This is a genomic window from uncultured Aliivibrio sp. (assembly GCF_946479765.1).
Taxonomy (GTDB): domain Bacteria; phylum Pseudomonadota; class Gammaproteobacteria; order Enterobacterales; family Vibrionaceae; genus Aliivibrio.
In genome coordinates this window covers 1-15,332 of record NZ_CAMLHO010000011.1, presented here as the reverse complement: position 1 = coordinate 15,332, position 15,332 = coordinate 1, and the positions used below count along the sequence as shown (strand labels likewise).

The following is a 15,332-nucleotide window of genomic DNA, read 5'->3' as shown; positions in this document are numbered from 1 at the left end:
ACAAATACAAGGTTGCCCTGAATGTCAGGACAACCTTTTTACAGACAGTTACTTAACAACTAGATCGCCAAAGTATGGGTATTCCATTGCATTTACGATTGGTTTGATATCAATGTTAGATTTCGCGCCCCATGCGAGGTTTTGCCAATGCAGTGGAACAAACGCCGCGTCGTTATACAGCGTGTCTTCTACTGTTTTTAGCATTTGACTACGTTTAGCAGGATCTGTTTCTACATTTGCCGCTTCTACTAAACGGTCAACTTCTGGGTTTGAGTAGTGACCACAGTTGTACTGACCTTTACCTGTCTCTTCATTACGAGTCATTGTTAGGAACTCAGAGAAGTTTGCTGAATCTTCTGTATCTGAGTGCCAACCAATCATCATCATGTCTGCTGAACACAGATCAAACTCAGGCCAGTATTGCGCTTTTGGTAATGTTTTCAGGTCCACTTTAATGCCGATTTTAGATAGCATTGCGGCGGCGGCTTGAGCAATCTTCGCATCATTTACATAACGGTTGTTTGGCGCCATCATGCTAAGTTTGAAACCATTCTCGTAACCCGCTTCTTTCATCAGCTCTTTTGCTTTCTTAAGATCGTAACGCGGTACTAAGTCAGCATCATAACCAGCATAGCCAGACGGCCCTTGTTGACCAGCTGCTGTAGCAAAACCCTTCATGATTTTTTTAACGATACCTTCGTTATTAATTGCATGAACAATCGCTTGGCGAACACGAACATCTTTCAATGCTTCGTTACTTGTTTGATTCATTTGGAACGAAATTAAACGAGTACCTGGTAGCGTTACTAAATCGATACCTTTGGTGTTTTTCACTCGCTTATGGTCATTTGGTGCCACTGGAGCGATAACATCTACATCACCAGAAAGAAGTGCAGCAACACGTGTCGCATTTTCTTTAATTGGAACAAGAGTTAGTTCATCGACGTTACCTGGAGAATTTTTATCCCAGTAACCATCAAAGCGATCAAAAACAACTTTTACGCCTTGTTCACGAGATTTAACAACAAATGGACCAGTACCTGAGATGTGCGTTGAAGCGAATGAATTACCGTGTTTTACGATTTCAGATTTATTTTTGCCATCTTCCGTTTTGCCAGAATAGAACTTACTGTCCATTGGGAAAAGGTATGTTGCTGTTTGTAGTACAAGCGGATAAGCGCCTTTAGAGATAAGTTCTACTGTGTAATCATCAATTTTTACTAGTTTTTCATACGGTTCGAAAATCGCTTTAAAATCAGGTGAGTCTTTTAGGCGATCAAATGTCCAAACCACATCGTCAGCCGTCATTTCATTACCTGAATGAAATTTAACGCCTTTACGTAAATTAAAACGGAATGTTTTTTCATCAATACGTTCCCACTTTTCCGCAAGACGTGGTTCAAAATCGAACTCTTGCGTATAACGCACTAGGGGATCAAACACCATATGAGAAAGTTGTAGTGTACCGCCAGACAATTGCTCATGTGGATCAAGCGATACTGGATCGGCATCATAAGCAACGGTAATGTCAGCTGCTGCTGCACTAAAACTTAGGCCGGCAGCCATAAGCGCGATAGCCAATTTGGTCTTTATGGTTTTCATTGCATAACTCCTTATGCGGGAATCAATCCCTAGTTTGTTGGATTTTATTTATTATTAGACGGTTTATACCGCTGTTAGGTGATCTCTCAAGCCTTTAAATTCAGGCATAAGCGAAATTAATTTCTGGCTGTATTCATGCTGTGGGTTGGTATACAGATTTTCTGTAGGGGCGACTTCTAATAATTGACCCATCTTCATTACACCAACACGATCACACATTTGACGAATAACCGGTAAATCGTGACTAATAAACAACATGGTTAGATTTAACTCATCTTGTAAATCTTTCAATAGATTCAGGATTTGTGCTTGAACTGACACATCCAATGCAGAGGTTGGCTCATCACAAATTAATAGACGTGGACGTGTTGCCAATGCACGAGCAATTGAAATACGCTGACGCTGACCACCAGAAAACTCATGAGGGTATTTCAATGCGGCCATTCTGCCTAAACCGACATGATCCAAAAGATCATTAACGATCTGTTGCGTTTCTGATTCTGAGCGCGTTAATTTATGAAAACGGATCGGCTCTGCAATAATATCGAAGATTTTCATGCGTGGATTCATTGATGTATATGGATTCTGGAAAACCATTTGCATTTGACGACGCATCGGACGACGTTCTTTTTCAGATTTAAGTGCTGTAAGATCAATACCTTCAAAAGTGATTGAGCCTGAATCCGGCGGGTATAGCCCTGTGATAATTCGAGCAATGGTTGATTTACCAGAGCCTGACTCACCTACCAGACCAAATGTTTCCCCTTCATGTATTTCAAAGTTCACATTATCTGAAGCCTGAACATACTCTCTACGACTTTCAAACATTGAATCTTTGGTCACAAAGCGGAGGCTTACATTATCTACTTTTAATAAAGGACCTGAATATTCTCGTTGATCTTGGCTTTGGCCTAACCAGTGATTTTTTACATCAATCGGCTCATGCTGAACCGCTTCTTCGATATAACTCACTAATGGGAAGCGATCTAATTTAATGTCTGAGCGTGGAACGGCTGAGATTAAGCTACGTGTGTATGAATGGTCTGGGTCGCCTAACACTTTCTCTGTTTTACCAAACTCAACCAAATCACCACGATACATCACGGCAACTTTGTCCGTTACGTTCGATACCACACCCATATCATGAGTAACAAGCATGCACCCTACGTTTTTCTTAACGCAAAGATCTCGAATAAGACTTAAGATTTGATCTTGAATTGAAACATCAAGCGCTGTTGTTGGCTCATCGGCAATAATAAGGTCAGGTTCACCTGCTAATGCAATAGCAATAACAACACGCTGCCTCATACCGCCTGAAAATTGGTGTGGGTATTGTTTTAAGCGGTTTTCTGGTTGCGGAATACCTACTTGCTCCATCAAAGACAATGCTCGATCGTAGGCCTCTTGAGATGACATTTTTAAGTTAGCATGAATGGTTTCTGTTAACTGTTGTTCAACTGTAAATAAAGGGTTTAACGAGGTCATTGGATCTTGAAAAATAAAACCAATTTTAGAACCTCTAACTTTACGCATCTCCTCTGCGGTTAGACCTGATACTTTCTCTCCATCAAGAAAAACCTCACCACCAGCAATAACACCAGGGGGGCTTAATAAATCAATCACCGCATTACCGACGGTTGACTTGCCAGCACCAGATTCACCAACAACACCGACAATCTCACCGCGCTCTATCGAAAACGACAATGATTTAACTGCGGCATGTACCCCATGACGAGATGGATACTCGATACGTAAATTTTTAACTTCTAAAAGTGACATTATCAGACTCCGACTACTCGGCAGCATCCTGCCCTGTCTGTATATTGATTCCATTCGAAACAGCGATAAATACTGTAACCTGATTAGGACACCAATGTAGTCAATTATTCACAAAAAAGCAACAATCAAAGAGTATAAAACTAATATATGTAATTAAATTGAATAAAAAGTCACTTAGAGCAACATCAATTAATATATTCTACTATTAGATAAGAATATAAAATTAAAATAAAACATAGAGTTACTAATAATTTAATAAATAACATATCAATCTAAAATATCAGGTACTTTAGATAAATAGACATAACTTATTTTAACATTTGAAGTAATGCATTAATTGGAGTATGTGATTAACCTCAGAGTTTTATAACAGCAAATTAATTAATAACCAGTATAAGCTATCAAAAGAAGCGTAAAACTAAGTCATAGGGACTTGTAGAAGTGGCGTTGAATTCTGGAATAAATCACAACGTAAAATAGCGATTCTGTGATGAAGGTTAGAATAATATAACGCAGAAATGAAAAAAGCCTCGTCATTTCTGACGAGGCTTTTAAAGGTGGTCGGTGAAGAGGGATTCGAACCCCCGACCCTCTGGTCCCAAACCAGATGCGCTACCAAGCTGCGCTATTCACCGAGTTTTTTATTTGATTCTTGGGATGTTACTTGAATCAAAAAAGGGAACCTTATTTACTAAGTTACCTTAAAATTAATGGGGTGGCTAACGAGATTCGAACTCGCGACCACCGGAATCACAATCCAGGGCTCTACCAACTGAGCTATAGCCACCACTAACTTTTTATATAACCGCTATTGCGATTATTGAAATAGTGGTCGGTGAAGAGGGATTCGAACCCCCGACCCTCTGGTCCCAAACCAGATGCGCTACCAAGCTGCGCTATTCACCGAGTTTTTTATTTGATTCTTGGGATGTTACTTGAATCAAAAAAGGGAACCTTATTTACTAAGTTACCTTAAAATTAATGGGGTGGCTAACGAGATTCGAACTCGCGACCACCGGAATCACAATCCAGGGCTCTACCAACTGAGCTATAGCCACCACTACTTTATTACGTTTTTCTGTGCCTTTAATTTCTATTCCGGATGGCACGCCCGAAAGGATTCGAACCTTCGACCTTTGGCTCCGGAGGCCAACGCTCTATCCAACTGAGCTACGGGCGTATACCCTATCGGCGGAGAAGAATAATACGGATATGAGCCACCTCCGTCTAGTGTTTTTTTTACTTTTTTTATCGTTTGGTCTCTTTTTCGACAATTCCTTGCTATTTATCCTCATTTTCTTTGGGCCTAGTGGTTTATTGCAACAATTTAAGCAGATATACTCACTCAATATTTACACGAAATTAACTCAGCTGTATTTCAAAGCACGTTTTAAAATCGATAAATACTATAAAATGGCCTTAGGCCGATAATAATAACTGGGAGTATAAAGTGGGCTTTATGGAAAAATCGATTCGTAACATCATTATCGCAACAGTCGCTGCATTAACTTTTTCAACTACTTCTTTTGCAGCAAGTGACTCTGACGATGCAATTGCTGAACGAATTAAGCCAGTTGGTCAAGTTTATCTAGCAAGTGATGTCCCTGTTGTTGCAGAACCAACAGGACCTCTCTCTGGAGAGCAAGTTTATAATACTTTCTGTATTGCATGCCATTCAACTGGCGCAGCTGGTGCACCAAAAACACAAAATGCAGCTGACTGGGCCCCTCGTATAGCGAAAGGCATGGATGTACTTAAAGATCATGCTATCAATGGATTTAATGCAATGCCTGCTCGTGGTACTTGTATGAACTGTTCTGATGATGAAGTCATTGCAGCCGTTGAGCACTTAATTAAAGGGTTGTAATAGCATCACTCTCTAATTTAACGCAATCATAAAAAATGCCCACTGATTTATACAGTGGGCATTTTTATTTATTTTTTAAGCATTGCTCTGAGATGGGCAATGTTATTCTTCCCTTTCTCCATTCTTTCTTCTTGAGTGGGTTTTGGTTTTTTCATTTCCCAATCTAAATCATCATGAGGTAATTCTTCAAGAAAGCGGCTAGGCTCTGGGCGGATCAATTCACCATACTGACGACGTTCTTTACATAAAGTAAATGTTAGCTCTTTCTGGGCTCTTGTTATCCCTACATAAGCTAAACGACGTTCTTCATCGACATTATCTTCATCAATACTCACTTGGTGAGGTAAAATACCTTCTTCTGCACCAATTAAGAATACATAAGGAAATTCCAGCCCCTTTGAGGCATGTAAAGTCATTAATTGAACTTGATCTGCACCTTCCTCATCTTCACCACGTTCCATCATGTCACGTAAGGTTAGACGTTGAACGACTTCTTTTAAGGTCTTTTCTTCCTTATCATAATTATCCCCTTCTAAATCAGCAACAATCCATGAATATAGATCAGAGACATTCTTCATCCTCATCTCAGCGGCTTTTGCACTGGTAGATGTTTCATACAACCAATCTTCGTAATGAATATCTTTCACTAAAGAACGAACGGCATCCACAGTATTACCACGCTCTGCATTTTCAGAGATAGAAACAACCCAGTGACTAAAACGACGTAATGATTCTAACCCTCGTCCTGATAGTGTTTGCTCTAACCCCATTTCAAAACTGGCTTCAAACAGACTTTTACCACGCATATTCGCATAGGTACCGAGCTTTTCTAATGTTACAGGACCAATTTCACGACGAGGCGTATTAACAACACGTAAAAATGCATTATCATCATCAGGGTTCGTCAGCAGGCGTAAATAAGCCATGATATCTTTGATCTCAGCTCGAGAGAAAAAAGAGGTTCCCCCTGATATTTTATAGGGCACTCGGTTTTGCATTAAAGATTTTTCGATCAAACGTGATTGATGATTACCACGGTATAGCACGGCATAGTCTTTATAATCGGTTCTATTTAAGAAACGATGACCAATAATTTCGCCCACCACTCTTTCTGCTTCGTGCTCATCATCTTTTGCAGTCAGGATCTTAATCTGCTCGCCATCAGGGATCTCTGAAAAAAGGCGTTTTTCAAAGACGTGAGGGTTGTTAGCAATTAAAATATTTGCTGCGCGTAAAATTCGACTGGTTGATCGATAGTTTTGTTCTAGTTTAATCACTCGCAAATTTGGATAGTCTTCATTTAACAACACCAAGTTTTGAGGTTTTGCACCACGCCATGAATAGATGGATTGATCATCATCACCCACAACGGTTAATCGACCTCTTTCACCAACCAACAATTTAACCAACTCGTATTGACTGGTATTAGTATCTTGATACTCATCCACTAATAAATAACGAAGCTTCATTTGCCAGCGTTCGCGCACTTCTTGATTAGTTCGAAGCAGTAAAACAGGTAATGAAATTAAGTCATCAAAATCTAATGCGTTATAGGCTTTCATTTGATTGAGGTACATCTCATAACAAAATGCAAATAACTGCTCTTGTTCTGAACGAACGATGCCTTTGACTTGTGCTGGCGTCAGCATGTCATTTTTCCAATTCGAAATACAGCTTAACAATTGACGCAATAAATCTTTATCACCATCAATTTGTTTTTCTGTTAGCTCTTTTAATAGAGCCAGTTGGTCTTGGTCATCAAATAAAGAGAAACCTGCTTTTAAGCCTAAAATTTTATATTCTCGACGAATAATATCTAAACCTAATGAATGAAAAGTAGAGACCATTAACCCACGAGATTCTTGCTTACCTAACGTCTGCCCCACACGCTCTTTCATTTCACGCGCGGCTTTATTGGTAAATGTAACTGCTGCGATATTTCTCGCTTTATAACCACACTGCTGAACCAGGTAAGCTATCTTACTTGTGATTACACGGGTTTTACCTGACCCTGCGCCAGCCAATACTAAACATGGCCCAGAGACAAATTTTACTGCCTCATCTTGCTGTGGATTAAGTCTCATGAATCACCTATAAAATCGATAATGAATTATTTGTGTCTATAATAAAGCGGTCGACTTGGGAATACCACGTAAACAATCAATCAAAAAATATGATCTTTACGTTTCTTGACACAAAAATAGATTACATTTTATTCATCGTAGCCTAAAATAATGAATGAACGTTCATTCATTTCATAAGGACCAATTTATGAAAGAAAAGCGTCAGCTCATTCTTGAATCTGCTGAGCAATTATTAGCTACCGATGGATTTCGTGGCTTATCTATGCAAAAAGTAGCAAATCAAGCGGGTGTTGCTGCCGGCACAATATATCGCTACTTTGATGATAAAGAAGCCTTAATCCAAGAAATAAAACTGAATGTCATGCAACGTGTTGCATTTGCCATTCAAGAAAATATACAAGATTCAGATCCAATCAAAGTTCGATTTCGTACTATGTGGTTAAATATTTGGCACTTTGCTATTTCAGAAAAGAATACTTTTTTGAATCGTAATCAATACGAATCTTTACCTTCTGGTGATTTAGCAAAATTTAGGGAACTAGAAAAAGAAATGTTTGCCCAAGTAAATCAACTCTTTATTGATGGACTTGAGCAAGATGTATTTAAACCTCTCAGTGTAGAAATTCTAACCGGCCTTAGTTTGGAAGCGAGCGTTTGCTTAGCTCGAAAACATGCTCAAGGTTTTTTTACTTTAACTAACGATGATCTCAATGCGGCAATTGAAGCCAGTTGGGACGCTATTATTAAACACTAATTTGGAGTTCTAATCAGAATGAAAAAGTGGACTTTCTTTATGTTGCTTCTTGCACTACTTCTTTTCGGTAGTGTGATTGGTTTTAACATGTTTAAACAACAAAAAATCGCTGAATATATGGCTAACCGACCAGAACCTGAGTTCCCTGTTACGGTTGAAACTATTTCTTCATCTCATTGGACTCCAACAATCCAAGCCATTGGTTTTATTGAACCTAACCAAGGTGTCACGTTAACAACTGAAGTGAACGGCATCATTGATAACATTTCATTTGATTCTGGTAGCCAAGTTAAGAAAGGCCAACTATTACTTTCACTTGATTCTAAAGTCGAAAAGGCAAACTTAAAGAGTACTCAAGCTCGCCTACCTGCTGCTGAAGCAAAGTATAAACGCTATAAAGGCCTATATAAAAAAGGATCTATTTCAAAAGAAGCATATGACGAGGCAGAAGCAAATTTTTTCTCTCTTTCTGCTGATATTGAAGGCATGAAAGCATCAATCGATCGTCGTGAAATCAAGGCGCCATTCTCTGGTGTTATCGGTATTCGTAATGTTTATCTAGGTCAATACCTACAACCAAGCACTGATATCGTTCGTCTAGAAGACACAAGTGTTATGCGCTTACGCTTTACTGTTCCTCAAACTGACATCTCGCGCATCAATATTGGACAAGAGATCGATATCTCAATTGATTCTTACCCTGCTGATGTCTTCAAAGGATCGATTAGCGCTATTGAACCTGCTGTAAACATCCAAAGTGGCTTAATCGAGGTTCAAGCTGATATCCCTAATAATGGTGGCAAATTACGTAGCGGCATGTTCGCTCGTGCTGAAATCATTCTACCCACATTAGAAAACCAAGTTGTTATTCCTCAAACATCAATCACCTATACTCTTTATGGTGATAATGTTTATCTTGTAACAGAAAAAGATGGTGTAAAACGTGTTCAACAACATGTTGTAAAAGTAGGTGAGCGTTCAGAAGCTATTGCTCATATCCTTGAAGGTGTTAAAGCTGGCGATGTGGTTGTAACCACAGGTCAGGTTCGTCTAAGTAATGATGCGAAAGTTCGCATTGTGGAAAGCGATGCAACAACACCACCTGCTGAAACACCAATGCTGTAATCGGAGGAACTATGCGCTTTACTGATGTTTTTATTAAACGTCCAGTTTTAGCGGTATCGATCAGCTTTTTGATTGCTTTGCTTGGTATCCAAGCTATTTTCAAAATGCAGGTTCGTGAATACCCTGAAATGACGAATACCGTTGTAACGGTAACAACTAGCTACTATGGAGCGAGTGCAGACCTGATCCAAGGTTTCATTACTCAACCTTTAGAGCAAGCGGTGGCTCAAGCCGATAATATTGACTTTATGACCTCACAATCTGTAATGGGTAAATCAACCATTACTGTGACGATGAAGTTAAATACCGATCCAAATGCAGCCTTGTCTGATATCTTGGCTAAGACAAACTCTGTTCGCTCTCAGTTACCAAAAGAATCTGAAGATCCAACAGTAACCATGTCTACAGGCTCAACAACCGCGGTACTTTATATTGGTTTTACCAGTGATGAATTAGTATCAAGCCAAATTACCGATTACTTAGAGCGAGTGGTTAATCCTCAGCTATTCACTGTTAATGGTGTTTCAAAAGTAGATCTTTTCGGTGGTATGAAGTACGCGTTACGTATCTGGTTAGATCCAGCACGTATGGCTGCTATTGATATGACAGCAACTGATGTTATGGGGGTTCTTAGTGCGAATAACTTCCAATCAGCAGCAGGTCAAGCTACCGGTGAGTTTGTTCTTTATAACGGCAGTGCTAATACTCAAGTTTCTAATGTTGAAGAACTAGAAAACCTTGTTATCAGAACCACGAATGGGGAAATTATTCGCTTAAGTGACATTGCGAAAGTTTCTCTTGAAAAAAGCCATGATGTCTATCGAGCAAGTGCTAATGGACAAGAAGCCGTTGTTGCAGCCATCAATGCTGCACCAAGTGCTAACCCAATTAATATTGCCGCTGATGTTCTAAAAATACTTCCTCAATTAGAGAAAAACTTACCAACTAATATCAAGATGAACATCATGTATGACTCTACGATTGCTATCAATGAATCTATACATGAAGTAATTAAAACCATTATCGAAGCAGCATTAATCGTACTTGTAGTAATTACCTTATTCTTGGGTTCATTCAGAGCGGTAATCATTCCAATAGTTACTATTCCATTATCACTTGTTGGTGTGGCAATGGTTATGCAAGCGATGGGTTTTTCATGGAACTTGATGACACTATTGGCAATGGTTCTTGCTATTGGCTTAGTTGTTGATGACGCCATTGTTGTTCTTGAAAACGTGGACCGTCACATCAAGTTAGGAGAAACTCCATTCCGAGCCGCCATTATTGGTACACGAGAAATTGCAGTCCCAGTTATTGCTATGACTCTAACACTTGGTGCTGTATATGCTCCGATTGCAATGATGGGTGGTATTACTGGCTCTCTATTTAAAGAGTTCGCATTAACTCTCGCAGGAGCGGTATTTGTTTCTGGTATCGTAGCATTAACGTTATCACCGATGATGTGTTCTAAAATGCTTATTGCAAATGAAGAACCAAATCGCTTTGAGAAAAAAGTACATCATATTTTAGATAATATGAGTAATAGTTATGAGCGCATATTGAATGTCATCATGACGCGTCGCCCTGTTGTTATTGGTTTCTCTGTAATTGTTTTTGCTATTCTTCCATTGTTATTTAAATTCATTCCAAGCGAACTTGCACCATCGGAAGATAAAGGCGTAATCATGTTGATGGGTACAGCCCCATCTACCGCCAACCTTGATTACATGCAAAATACGATGAATGACGTGAATAAGATCCTCTCAAGTCAGCCAGAAGTTGCTTTTGCCCAAGTATTCACTGGGATTCCAAATGCAAACCAAGCATTTGGTATTGCTTCAATGGTTCCTTGGAGTCAGCGTGATACAAGCCAAGCTGAAGTAGCTAAACGTGTTGGTGAACTAGTTAAAGATATTCCAGGTATGGCAGTGACGGCTTTCCAAATGCCTGAACTTCCAGGTGCAGGCTCTGGTCTTCCAATTCAATTTGTTATTACTACACCAAATAGTTTTGAAAGCTTGTTCCAAATAGCAACTGAAGTACTGACTAGTGTTAGCGGTAGCCCACTGTTTGTCTATTCTGATCTTGATTTGAATTTTGATTCAGCAACAATGAAAATCAATATAGATAAAGATAAAGCGGGTGCTTACGGTATTACCATGCAAGATATTGGTATCACATTAAGTACAATGATGGCTGATGGCTATGTTAACCGTATCGATTTAAGTGGTCGTTCATATGAGGTTATCCCTCAAGTAGAACGTAAGTTCCGTTTAAATCCTGAATCAATGAATCACTATTACGTTCGTTCTACCAGTGGTGAAGCGGTTCCTCTAGGAAGCCTAATATCGATTGATGTTGTTGCTGAACCTAGATCACTGCCTCACTTCAACCAATTGAACTCAGCGACTATTGGTGCAGTACCATCACCAGGTGTTGCTATGGGTGATGCAATCATATGGTTTGAAGATTTAGCAACTAGCACCTTACCAAGTGGCTATAGACATGACTATATGGGTGAAGCTCGCCAATACGTAACTGAAGGTAGCGCTCTATATGCTACGTTTGGTTTAGCACTGGCAATCATCTTTTTGGTTCTTGCGATTCAATTTGAGTCAGTTCGAGATCCATTAGTAATCATGGTTTCTGTTCCACTAGCAATTTGTGGTGCTTTAATCGCGCTTGCTTGGGGTGCAGCAACTATGAATATCTACTCTCAAGTTGGTTTGATCACACTTGTCGGCTTGATTACTAAACATGGTATTCTTATTTGTGAAGTGGCAAAAGAAGAACAGCTTCATCACCTTAAGAATCGTATGGAAGCAGTGACAGAGGCAGCTAAAGTTCGTCTTCGTCCAATCCTAATGACAACCGCAGCCATGATCGCTGGTCTAATTCCATTACTGTATGCAAGTGGTGCAGGTGCAGCCCAACGTTTCAGTATTGGTATCGTAATCGTTGCTGGCCTTGCGATTGGTACCTTGTTTACTTTATTTGTACTGCCGGTAATTTACAGCTACTTAGCAAGTGAACATAAGCCACTACCTGTTTTTGAAGAAGGTAGAGAGATTAAAGAATCTTAATGGTAAAATAAAATTAAGGCTACTTCGGTGGCCTTTTTTCTATTTGAATAACGACAATTGACAAGGCTTTACTTAAAATAAAGAAAATATTCAATTAAGGGTAAATGATGTTTGATCCAAAAAAATTAGAGCAAATAGCAAAACAAATTCATGACTCAATGCCACAACCAGTAAAAGAGCTAGGAAGCGATGTTGAACAGAAAGTTCGTCAAGTAATTCAAGGTCAATTGAATAAGCTTGATGTTGTAGGAAGAGAAGAGTTCGATGTTCAAACTCAAGTATTACTTCGTACTCGTCAGAAACTAACAGCAATGGAACAAAAACTAGCAGAACTAGAAGAAAAGCTTTCAACTAAATAATTGAAAGTTTAAATCTCACATACAAAAATGGCTTAATCATCACTGATTAAGCCATTTTTTATATCTAGTATAAATTAACCACCAACAGCGATACGCTTCATATCACTCATGTAGCTACGTAACTCTTCACCAACGTATTCTACTGGATGATTACGAATTGCCTCATTAACAGCTATTAGCGTTGCATTATCTACTTGATTTGATGTCTCACCCAATCCACGACCGATAACATTAGTCTCAACTGATGGCATAAACTTTTCACGAAGTAATGGTGTTGCTACATTGGCAAATAAGTAATTACCGTACTCAGCGGTGTCTGAAATTACTACATTCATTTCATATAGACGCTTACGAGCAACTGTATTTGCAATTAATGGTAGTTCATGTAGTGATTCATAGTAGGCGGACTCATCAACAATACCTGATGCTGTCATTGCTTCAAACGCTAGTTCAACACCAGCACGAACCATTGCTACAAGTAGAATACCGTTATCAAAATATTCTTGCTCTGAAATCTCTACGTCTGACTCAGGGTAATTTTCAAATGCAGTTTGGCCAGTCTCTTCACGCCAGCCTAATAGATTCACATCATCATTGGCCCAATCAGCCATCATTGTGCGAGAAAACTCACCTTGTATAATGTCATCCATATGTTTGTTATATAGAGGACGCATTAACTCTTTTAGTTCTTCAGATAGTTCGAATGCCTTCACTTTTGCAGGATTAGATAGACGGTCCATCATGTGAGTAACACCACCGAACTTAAGTGCTTCGGTGATCGTTTCCCAACCAAACTGTAGCAATTTACCTGCGTAACCAGGTTCAATGCCATCAGCAATCATTTTCTCATAAGATACAATTGAACCCGCTTGTAGCATGCCACACAAAATTGTTTGCTCGCCCATTAAATCAGATTTAACTTCTGCAACAAAAGAAGATTCAAGACAGCCAGCTCTATGGCCACCAGTGCCAGCAGCCCATGCTTTTGCAATATCCCAACCTTCACCTTTTGGATCATTTTCAGGGTGAACAGCAATCAGTGTAGGCACACCAAAACCACGCTTATATTCTTCACGAACCTCTGTACCAGGACACTTAGGTGCAACCATAACAACAGTGATATCTTTGCGGATCTGCATGCCTTCTTCAACAACATTAAACCCGTGAGAATAACCTAATGCTGCACCTTCTTTCATTAATGGCATTACAGTTTCAACAACATTTGTATGTTGCTTATCTGGAGTTAAGTTAACAACAAGATCTGCCTTAGGGATTAATTTTTCATAGCTAGCAACTTCAAAACCATTTTCTTTCGCATTTTTATATGATTGACGTTGTTCATCAATAGCAACTTGACGTAATGCATAAGCAACATCTAAGCCTGAATCTCGCATATTAAGGCCTTGGTTAAGCCCTTGAGCACCACAACCAACAATTACTATCTTCTTACCTTTTAAGTAATCAGCTTCAGTTGCAAACTCTGTGCGGTCCATAAAGCGACAACGACCAAGTTGATCCAATTGCTCACGTAAGTTCAGTGTATTAAAGTAGTTAGACATGATAAAACTCCATAAATATCATTTAATCCATTAGGATAATTCTGTGTACACCAAGATAATAACGAAAGATTAACATTGTCAAAAGTGATATATTAGCAACACATGATTGCAAAAATGACAACACCATGAATATAAAATTATTACAAAATTTTTTACATCTATGTGAGAGCCATAGCTTCACCTATACGTCTAAGGCAATGCATCTAAGCCCTTCCGCTTTAAGTCGACAAATTCAAAAACTTGAAGATGATGTAGGTCACCCTTTATTTATAAGAGATAACAGAAGTGTAGAATTAACCAGTGCCGCAAAGCAATTAATCCCTGTAGCAATGAATATATGCGCAGAATGGACAAGCTATAAGGCAAATTCAAATGTTGTGAATAATGCATTAAAGGGGCAATTGAAATTATTTTGCTCTGTGACTGCTAGCTATAGCCACTTACCTAAATTATTAAATGATTTTAAAGTGAATTACCCTCATATTGACATTAAGCTATCGACAGGCGATCCCGCACAAGCAATCGATAAGATCGAAAGCTCTGAGGTTGATATTGCTATATCTGCTATCCCTGAGAAAATATCAAGCAAGTTAGCTTTTGAAATTATCAGTGAAATACCCTTATCTGTTATCGCTCCCGTAGGTAATAATCAATTCATTGGCGAAATAAATAAACAAAATACAAATTGGGGTTCATTACCTTTTATTCTTCCAGAATCAGGCACAGCAAGGAATAGAGCAAATCAATGGTTTAAAGAACAAAAGATAAAACCAACAATTTACGCTCAAGTATCAGGCCATGAAGCCATTGTAAGTATGGTTGCATTAGGTTGCGGAATAGGCATCGCGCCAGATGTGGTTATTAATAACAGCCCAGTAAAAGATAAAGTTCAACGCTTGAACACTGCACCTATTACTCCATTTAAACTAGGCTTATGCTGTAAAAAATCAAAACTTAATGACTCTGTAATACAAGCTTTATGGCAAGTAGCAGAAAACATATTTATTTAAAGACTAGAAACGAAAAAAGGCTTCCCAATGGGAAGCCTTTTAAAATTTGAGTCTAGCGATGTCCTACTCTCACATGGGGAGACCCCACACTACCATCGGCGCTATTATGT

The 15,332-nt window shown here is 39.0% G+C and carries 10 protein-coding genes and 5 tRNA genes; 6 read left to right on the top strand and 9 right to left on the bottom strand.

Annotation, left to right across the window (positions count from 1 at the left end):
• Window positions 1–48: 48 nt before the first annotated feature.
• The 7 genes from Q1K78_RS06215 to Q1K78_RS06185 all read right to left on the bottom strand — a co-directional run bounded on the left by Q1K78_RS06215 (window position 49) and on the right by Q1K78_RS06185 (window position 4,561).
• Window positions 49–1,602, bottom strand: coding sequence for an ABC transporter substrate-binding protein (locus Q1K78_RS06215; RefSeq protein ID WP_300175522.1), 1,554 nt, complete (start codon window positions 1,600–1,602; stop codon window positions 49–51).
• Window positions 1,603–1,665: 63 nt separating this feature from the next.
• Complete coding sequence (locus Q1K78_RS06210; RefSeq protein ID WP_300175520.1) at window positions 1,666–3,381, bottom strand: ABC transporter ATP-binding protein; 1,716 nt, start codon at window positions 3,379–3,381, stop codon at window positions 1,666–1,668.
• A gap of 558 nt (window positions 3,382–3,939) precedes the next feature.
• Window positions 3,940–4,016, bottom strand: a tRNA-Pro gene (locus Q1K78_RS06205).
• Window positions 4,017–4,092: 76 nt separating this feature from the next.
• Window positions 4,093–4,168 (bottom strand) — tRNA-His (locus tag Q1K78_RS06200).
• Between the two features lie 42 nt (window positions 4,169–4,210).
• Window positions 4,211–4,287: transfer RNA gene (locus Q1K78_RS06195), tRNA-Pro, on the bottom strand.
• Between the two features lie 76 nt (window positions 4,288–4,363).
• A tRNA-His gene (locus Q1K78_RS06190) sits at window positions 4,364–4,439 on the bottom strand.
• 45 nt (window positions 4,440–4,484) lie between these two features.
• Window positions 4,485–4,561: transfer RNA gene (locus tag Q1K78_RS06185), tRNA-Arg, on the bottom strand.
• 279 nt (window positions 4,562–4,840) lie between these two features.
• Here Q1K78_RS06185 and Q1K78_RS06180 point away from each other — a divergent pair.
• Complete coding sequence (locus Q1K78_RS06180; protein WP_300175518.1) at window positions 4,841–5,248, top strand: cytochrome c5 family protein; 408 nt, start codon at window positions 4,841–4,843, stop codon at window positions 5,246–5,248.
• A 68-nt stretch (window positions 5,249–5,316) separates the two neighbouring features.
• Here the strand turns inward: Q1K78_RS06180 and rep are convergent, their stop codons facing one another.
• Window positions 5,317–7,332, bottom strand: coding sequence for a DNA helicase Rep (gene rep, locus Q1K78_RS06175; RefSeq protein ID WP_300175516.1), 2,016 nt, complete (start codon window positions 7,330–7,332; stop codon window positions 5,317–5,319).
• A 187-nt stretch (window positions 7,333–7,519) separates the two neighbouring features.
• Between rep and Q1K78_RS06170 the strand changes: the two genes are divergently transcribed.
• From Q1K78_RS06170 to Q1K78_RS06155, 4 genes are all read left to right on the top strand, one after another.
• Window positions 7,520–8,086, top strand: coding sequence for a TetR/AcrR family transcriptional regulator (locus Q1K78_RS06170; RefSeq protein ID WP_300175514.1), 567 nt, complete (start codon window positions 7,520–7,522; stop codon window positions 8,084–8,086).
• Window positions 8,087–8,104: 18 nt separating this feature from the next.
• Window positions 8,105–9,211, top strand: a complete 1,107-nt coding sequence (locus tag Q1K78_RS06165) for an efflux RND transporter periplasmic adaptor subunit (protein WP_300175512.1) — start codon at window positions 8,105–8,107, stop codon at window positions 9,209–9,211.
• Window positions 9,212–9,222: 11 nt separating this feature from the next.
• The gene (locus Q1K78_RS06160) at window positions 9,223–12,294 is read left to right on the top strand and encodes a multidrug efflux RND transporter permease subunit (protein WP_300175510.1); all 3,072 of its coding nucleotides are present in this window, start codon (window positions 9,223–9,225) and stop codon (window positions 12,292–12,294) included.
• Window positions 12,295–12,401: 107 nt separating this feature from the next.
• Window positions 12,402–12,653 carry an accessory factor UbiK family protein gene (locus Q1K78_RS06155; RefSeq protein WP_300175508.1) on the top strand — a complete coding sequence of 84 codons (252 nt, stop codon included), beginning with the start codon at window positions 12,402–12,404 and terminating at the stop codon, window positions 12,651–12,653.
• 74 nt (window positions 12,654–12,727) lie between these two features.
• Here Q1K78_RS06155 and ilvC read toward each other — a convergent pair whose 3' ends face one another.
• Window positions 12,728–14,212, bottom strand: a complete 1,485-nt coding sequence (gene ilvC / locus Q1K78_RS06150) for a ketol-acid reductoisomerase (protein ID WP_300175506.1) — start codon at window positions 14,210–14,212, stop codon at window positions 12,728–12,730.
• 125 nt (window positions 14,213–14,337) lie between these two features.
• Between ilvC and ilvY the strand changes: the two genes are divergently transcribed.
• Window positions 14,338–15,222, top strand: a complete 885-nt coding sequence (ilvY, locus tag Q1K78_RS06145; RefSeq protein ID WP_300175504.1) for an HTH-type transcriptional activator IlvY — start codon at window positions 14,338–14,340, stop codon at window positions 15,220–15,222.
• Window positions 15,223–15,332 lie beyond the last annotated feature (110 nt).

Bases quoted from the DNA above. Each gene is read 5' to 3' on its own strand.
- Q1K78_RS06215 (WP_300175522.1), bottom strand. From the start codon at position 1,602: ATGAAAACCATAAAGACCAAATTGGCTATCGCGCTTATGGCTGCCGGC.
- Q1K78_RS06210 (WP_300175520.1), bottom strand. From the start codon at position 3,381: ATGTCACTTTTAGAAGTTAAAAATTTACGTATCGAGTATCCATCTCGT.
- Q1K78_RS06180 (WP_300175518.1), top strand. From the start codon at position 4,841: ATGGAAAAATCGATTCGTAACATCATTATCGCAACAGTCGCTGCATTA.
- rep (WP_300175516.1), bottom strand. From the start codon at position 7,332: ATGAGACTTAATCCACAGCAAGATGAGGCAGTAAAATTTGTCTCTGGG.
- Q1K78_RS06170 (WP_300175514.1), top strand. From the start codon at position 7,520: ATGAAAGAAAAGCGTCAGCTCATTCTTGAATCTGCTGAGCAATTATTA.
- Q1K78_RS06165 (WP_300175512.1), top strand. From the start codon at position 8,105: ATGAAAAAGTGGACTTTCTTTATGTTGCTTCTTGCACTACTTCTTTTC.
- Q1K78_RS06160 (WP_300175510.1), top strand. From the start codon at position 9,223: ATGCGCTTTACTGATGTTTTTATTAAACGTCCAGTTTTAGCGGTATCG.
- Q1K78_RS06155 (WP_300175508.1), top strand. From the start codon at position 12,402: ATGTTTGATCCAAAAAAATTAGAGCAAATAGCAAAACAAATTCATGAC.
- ilvC (WP_300175506.1), bottom strand. From the start codon at position 14,212: ATGTCTAACTACTTTAATACACTGAACTTACGTGAGCAATTGGATCAA.
- ilvY (WP_300175504.1), top strand. From the start codon at position 14,338: ATGAATATAAAATTATTACAAAATTTTTTACATCTATGTGAGAGCCAT.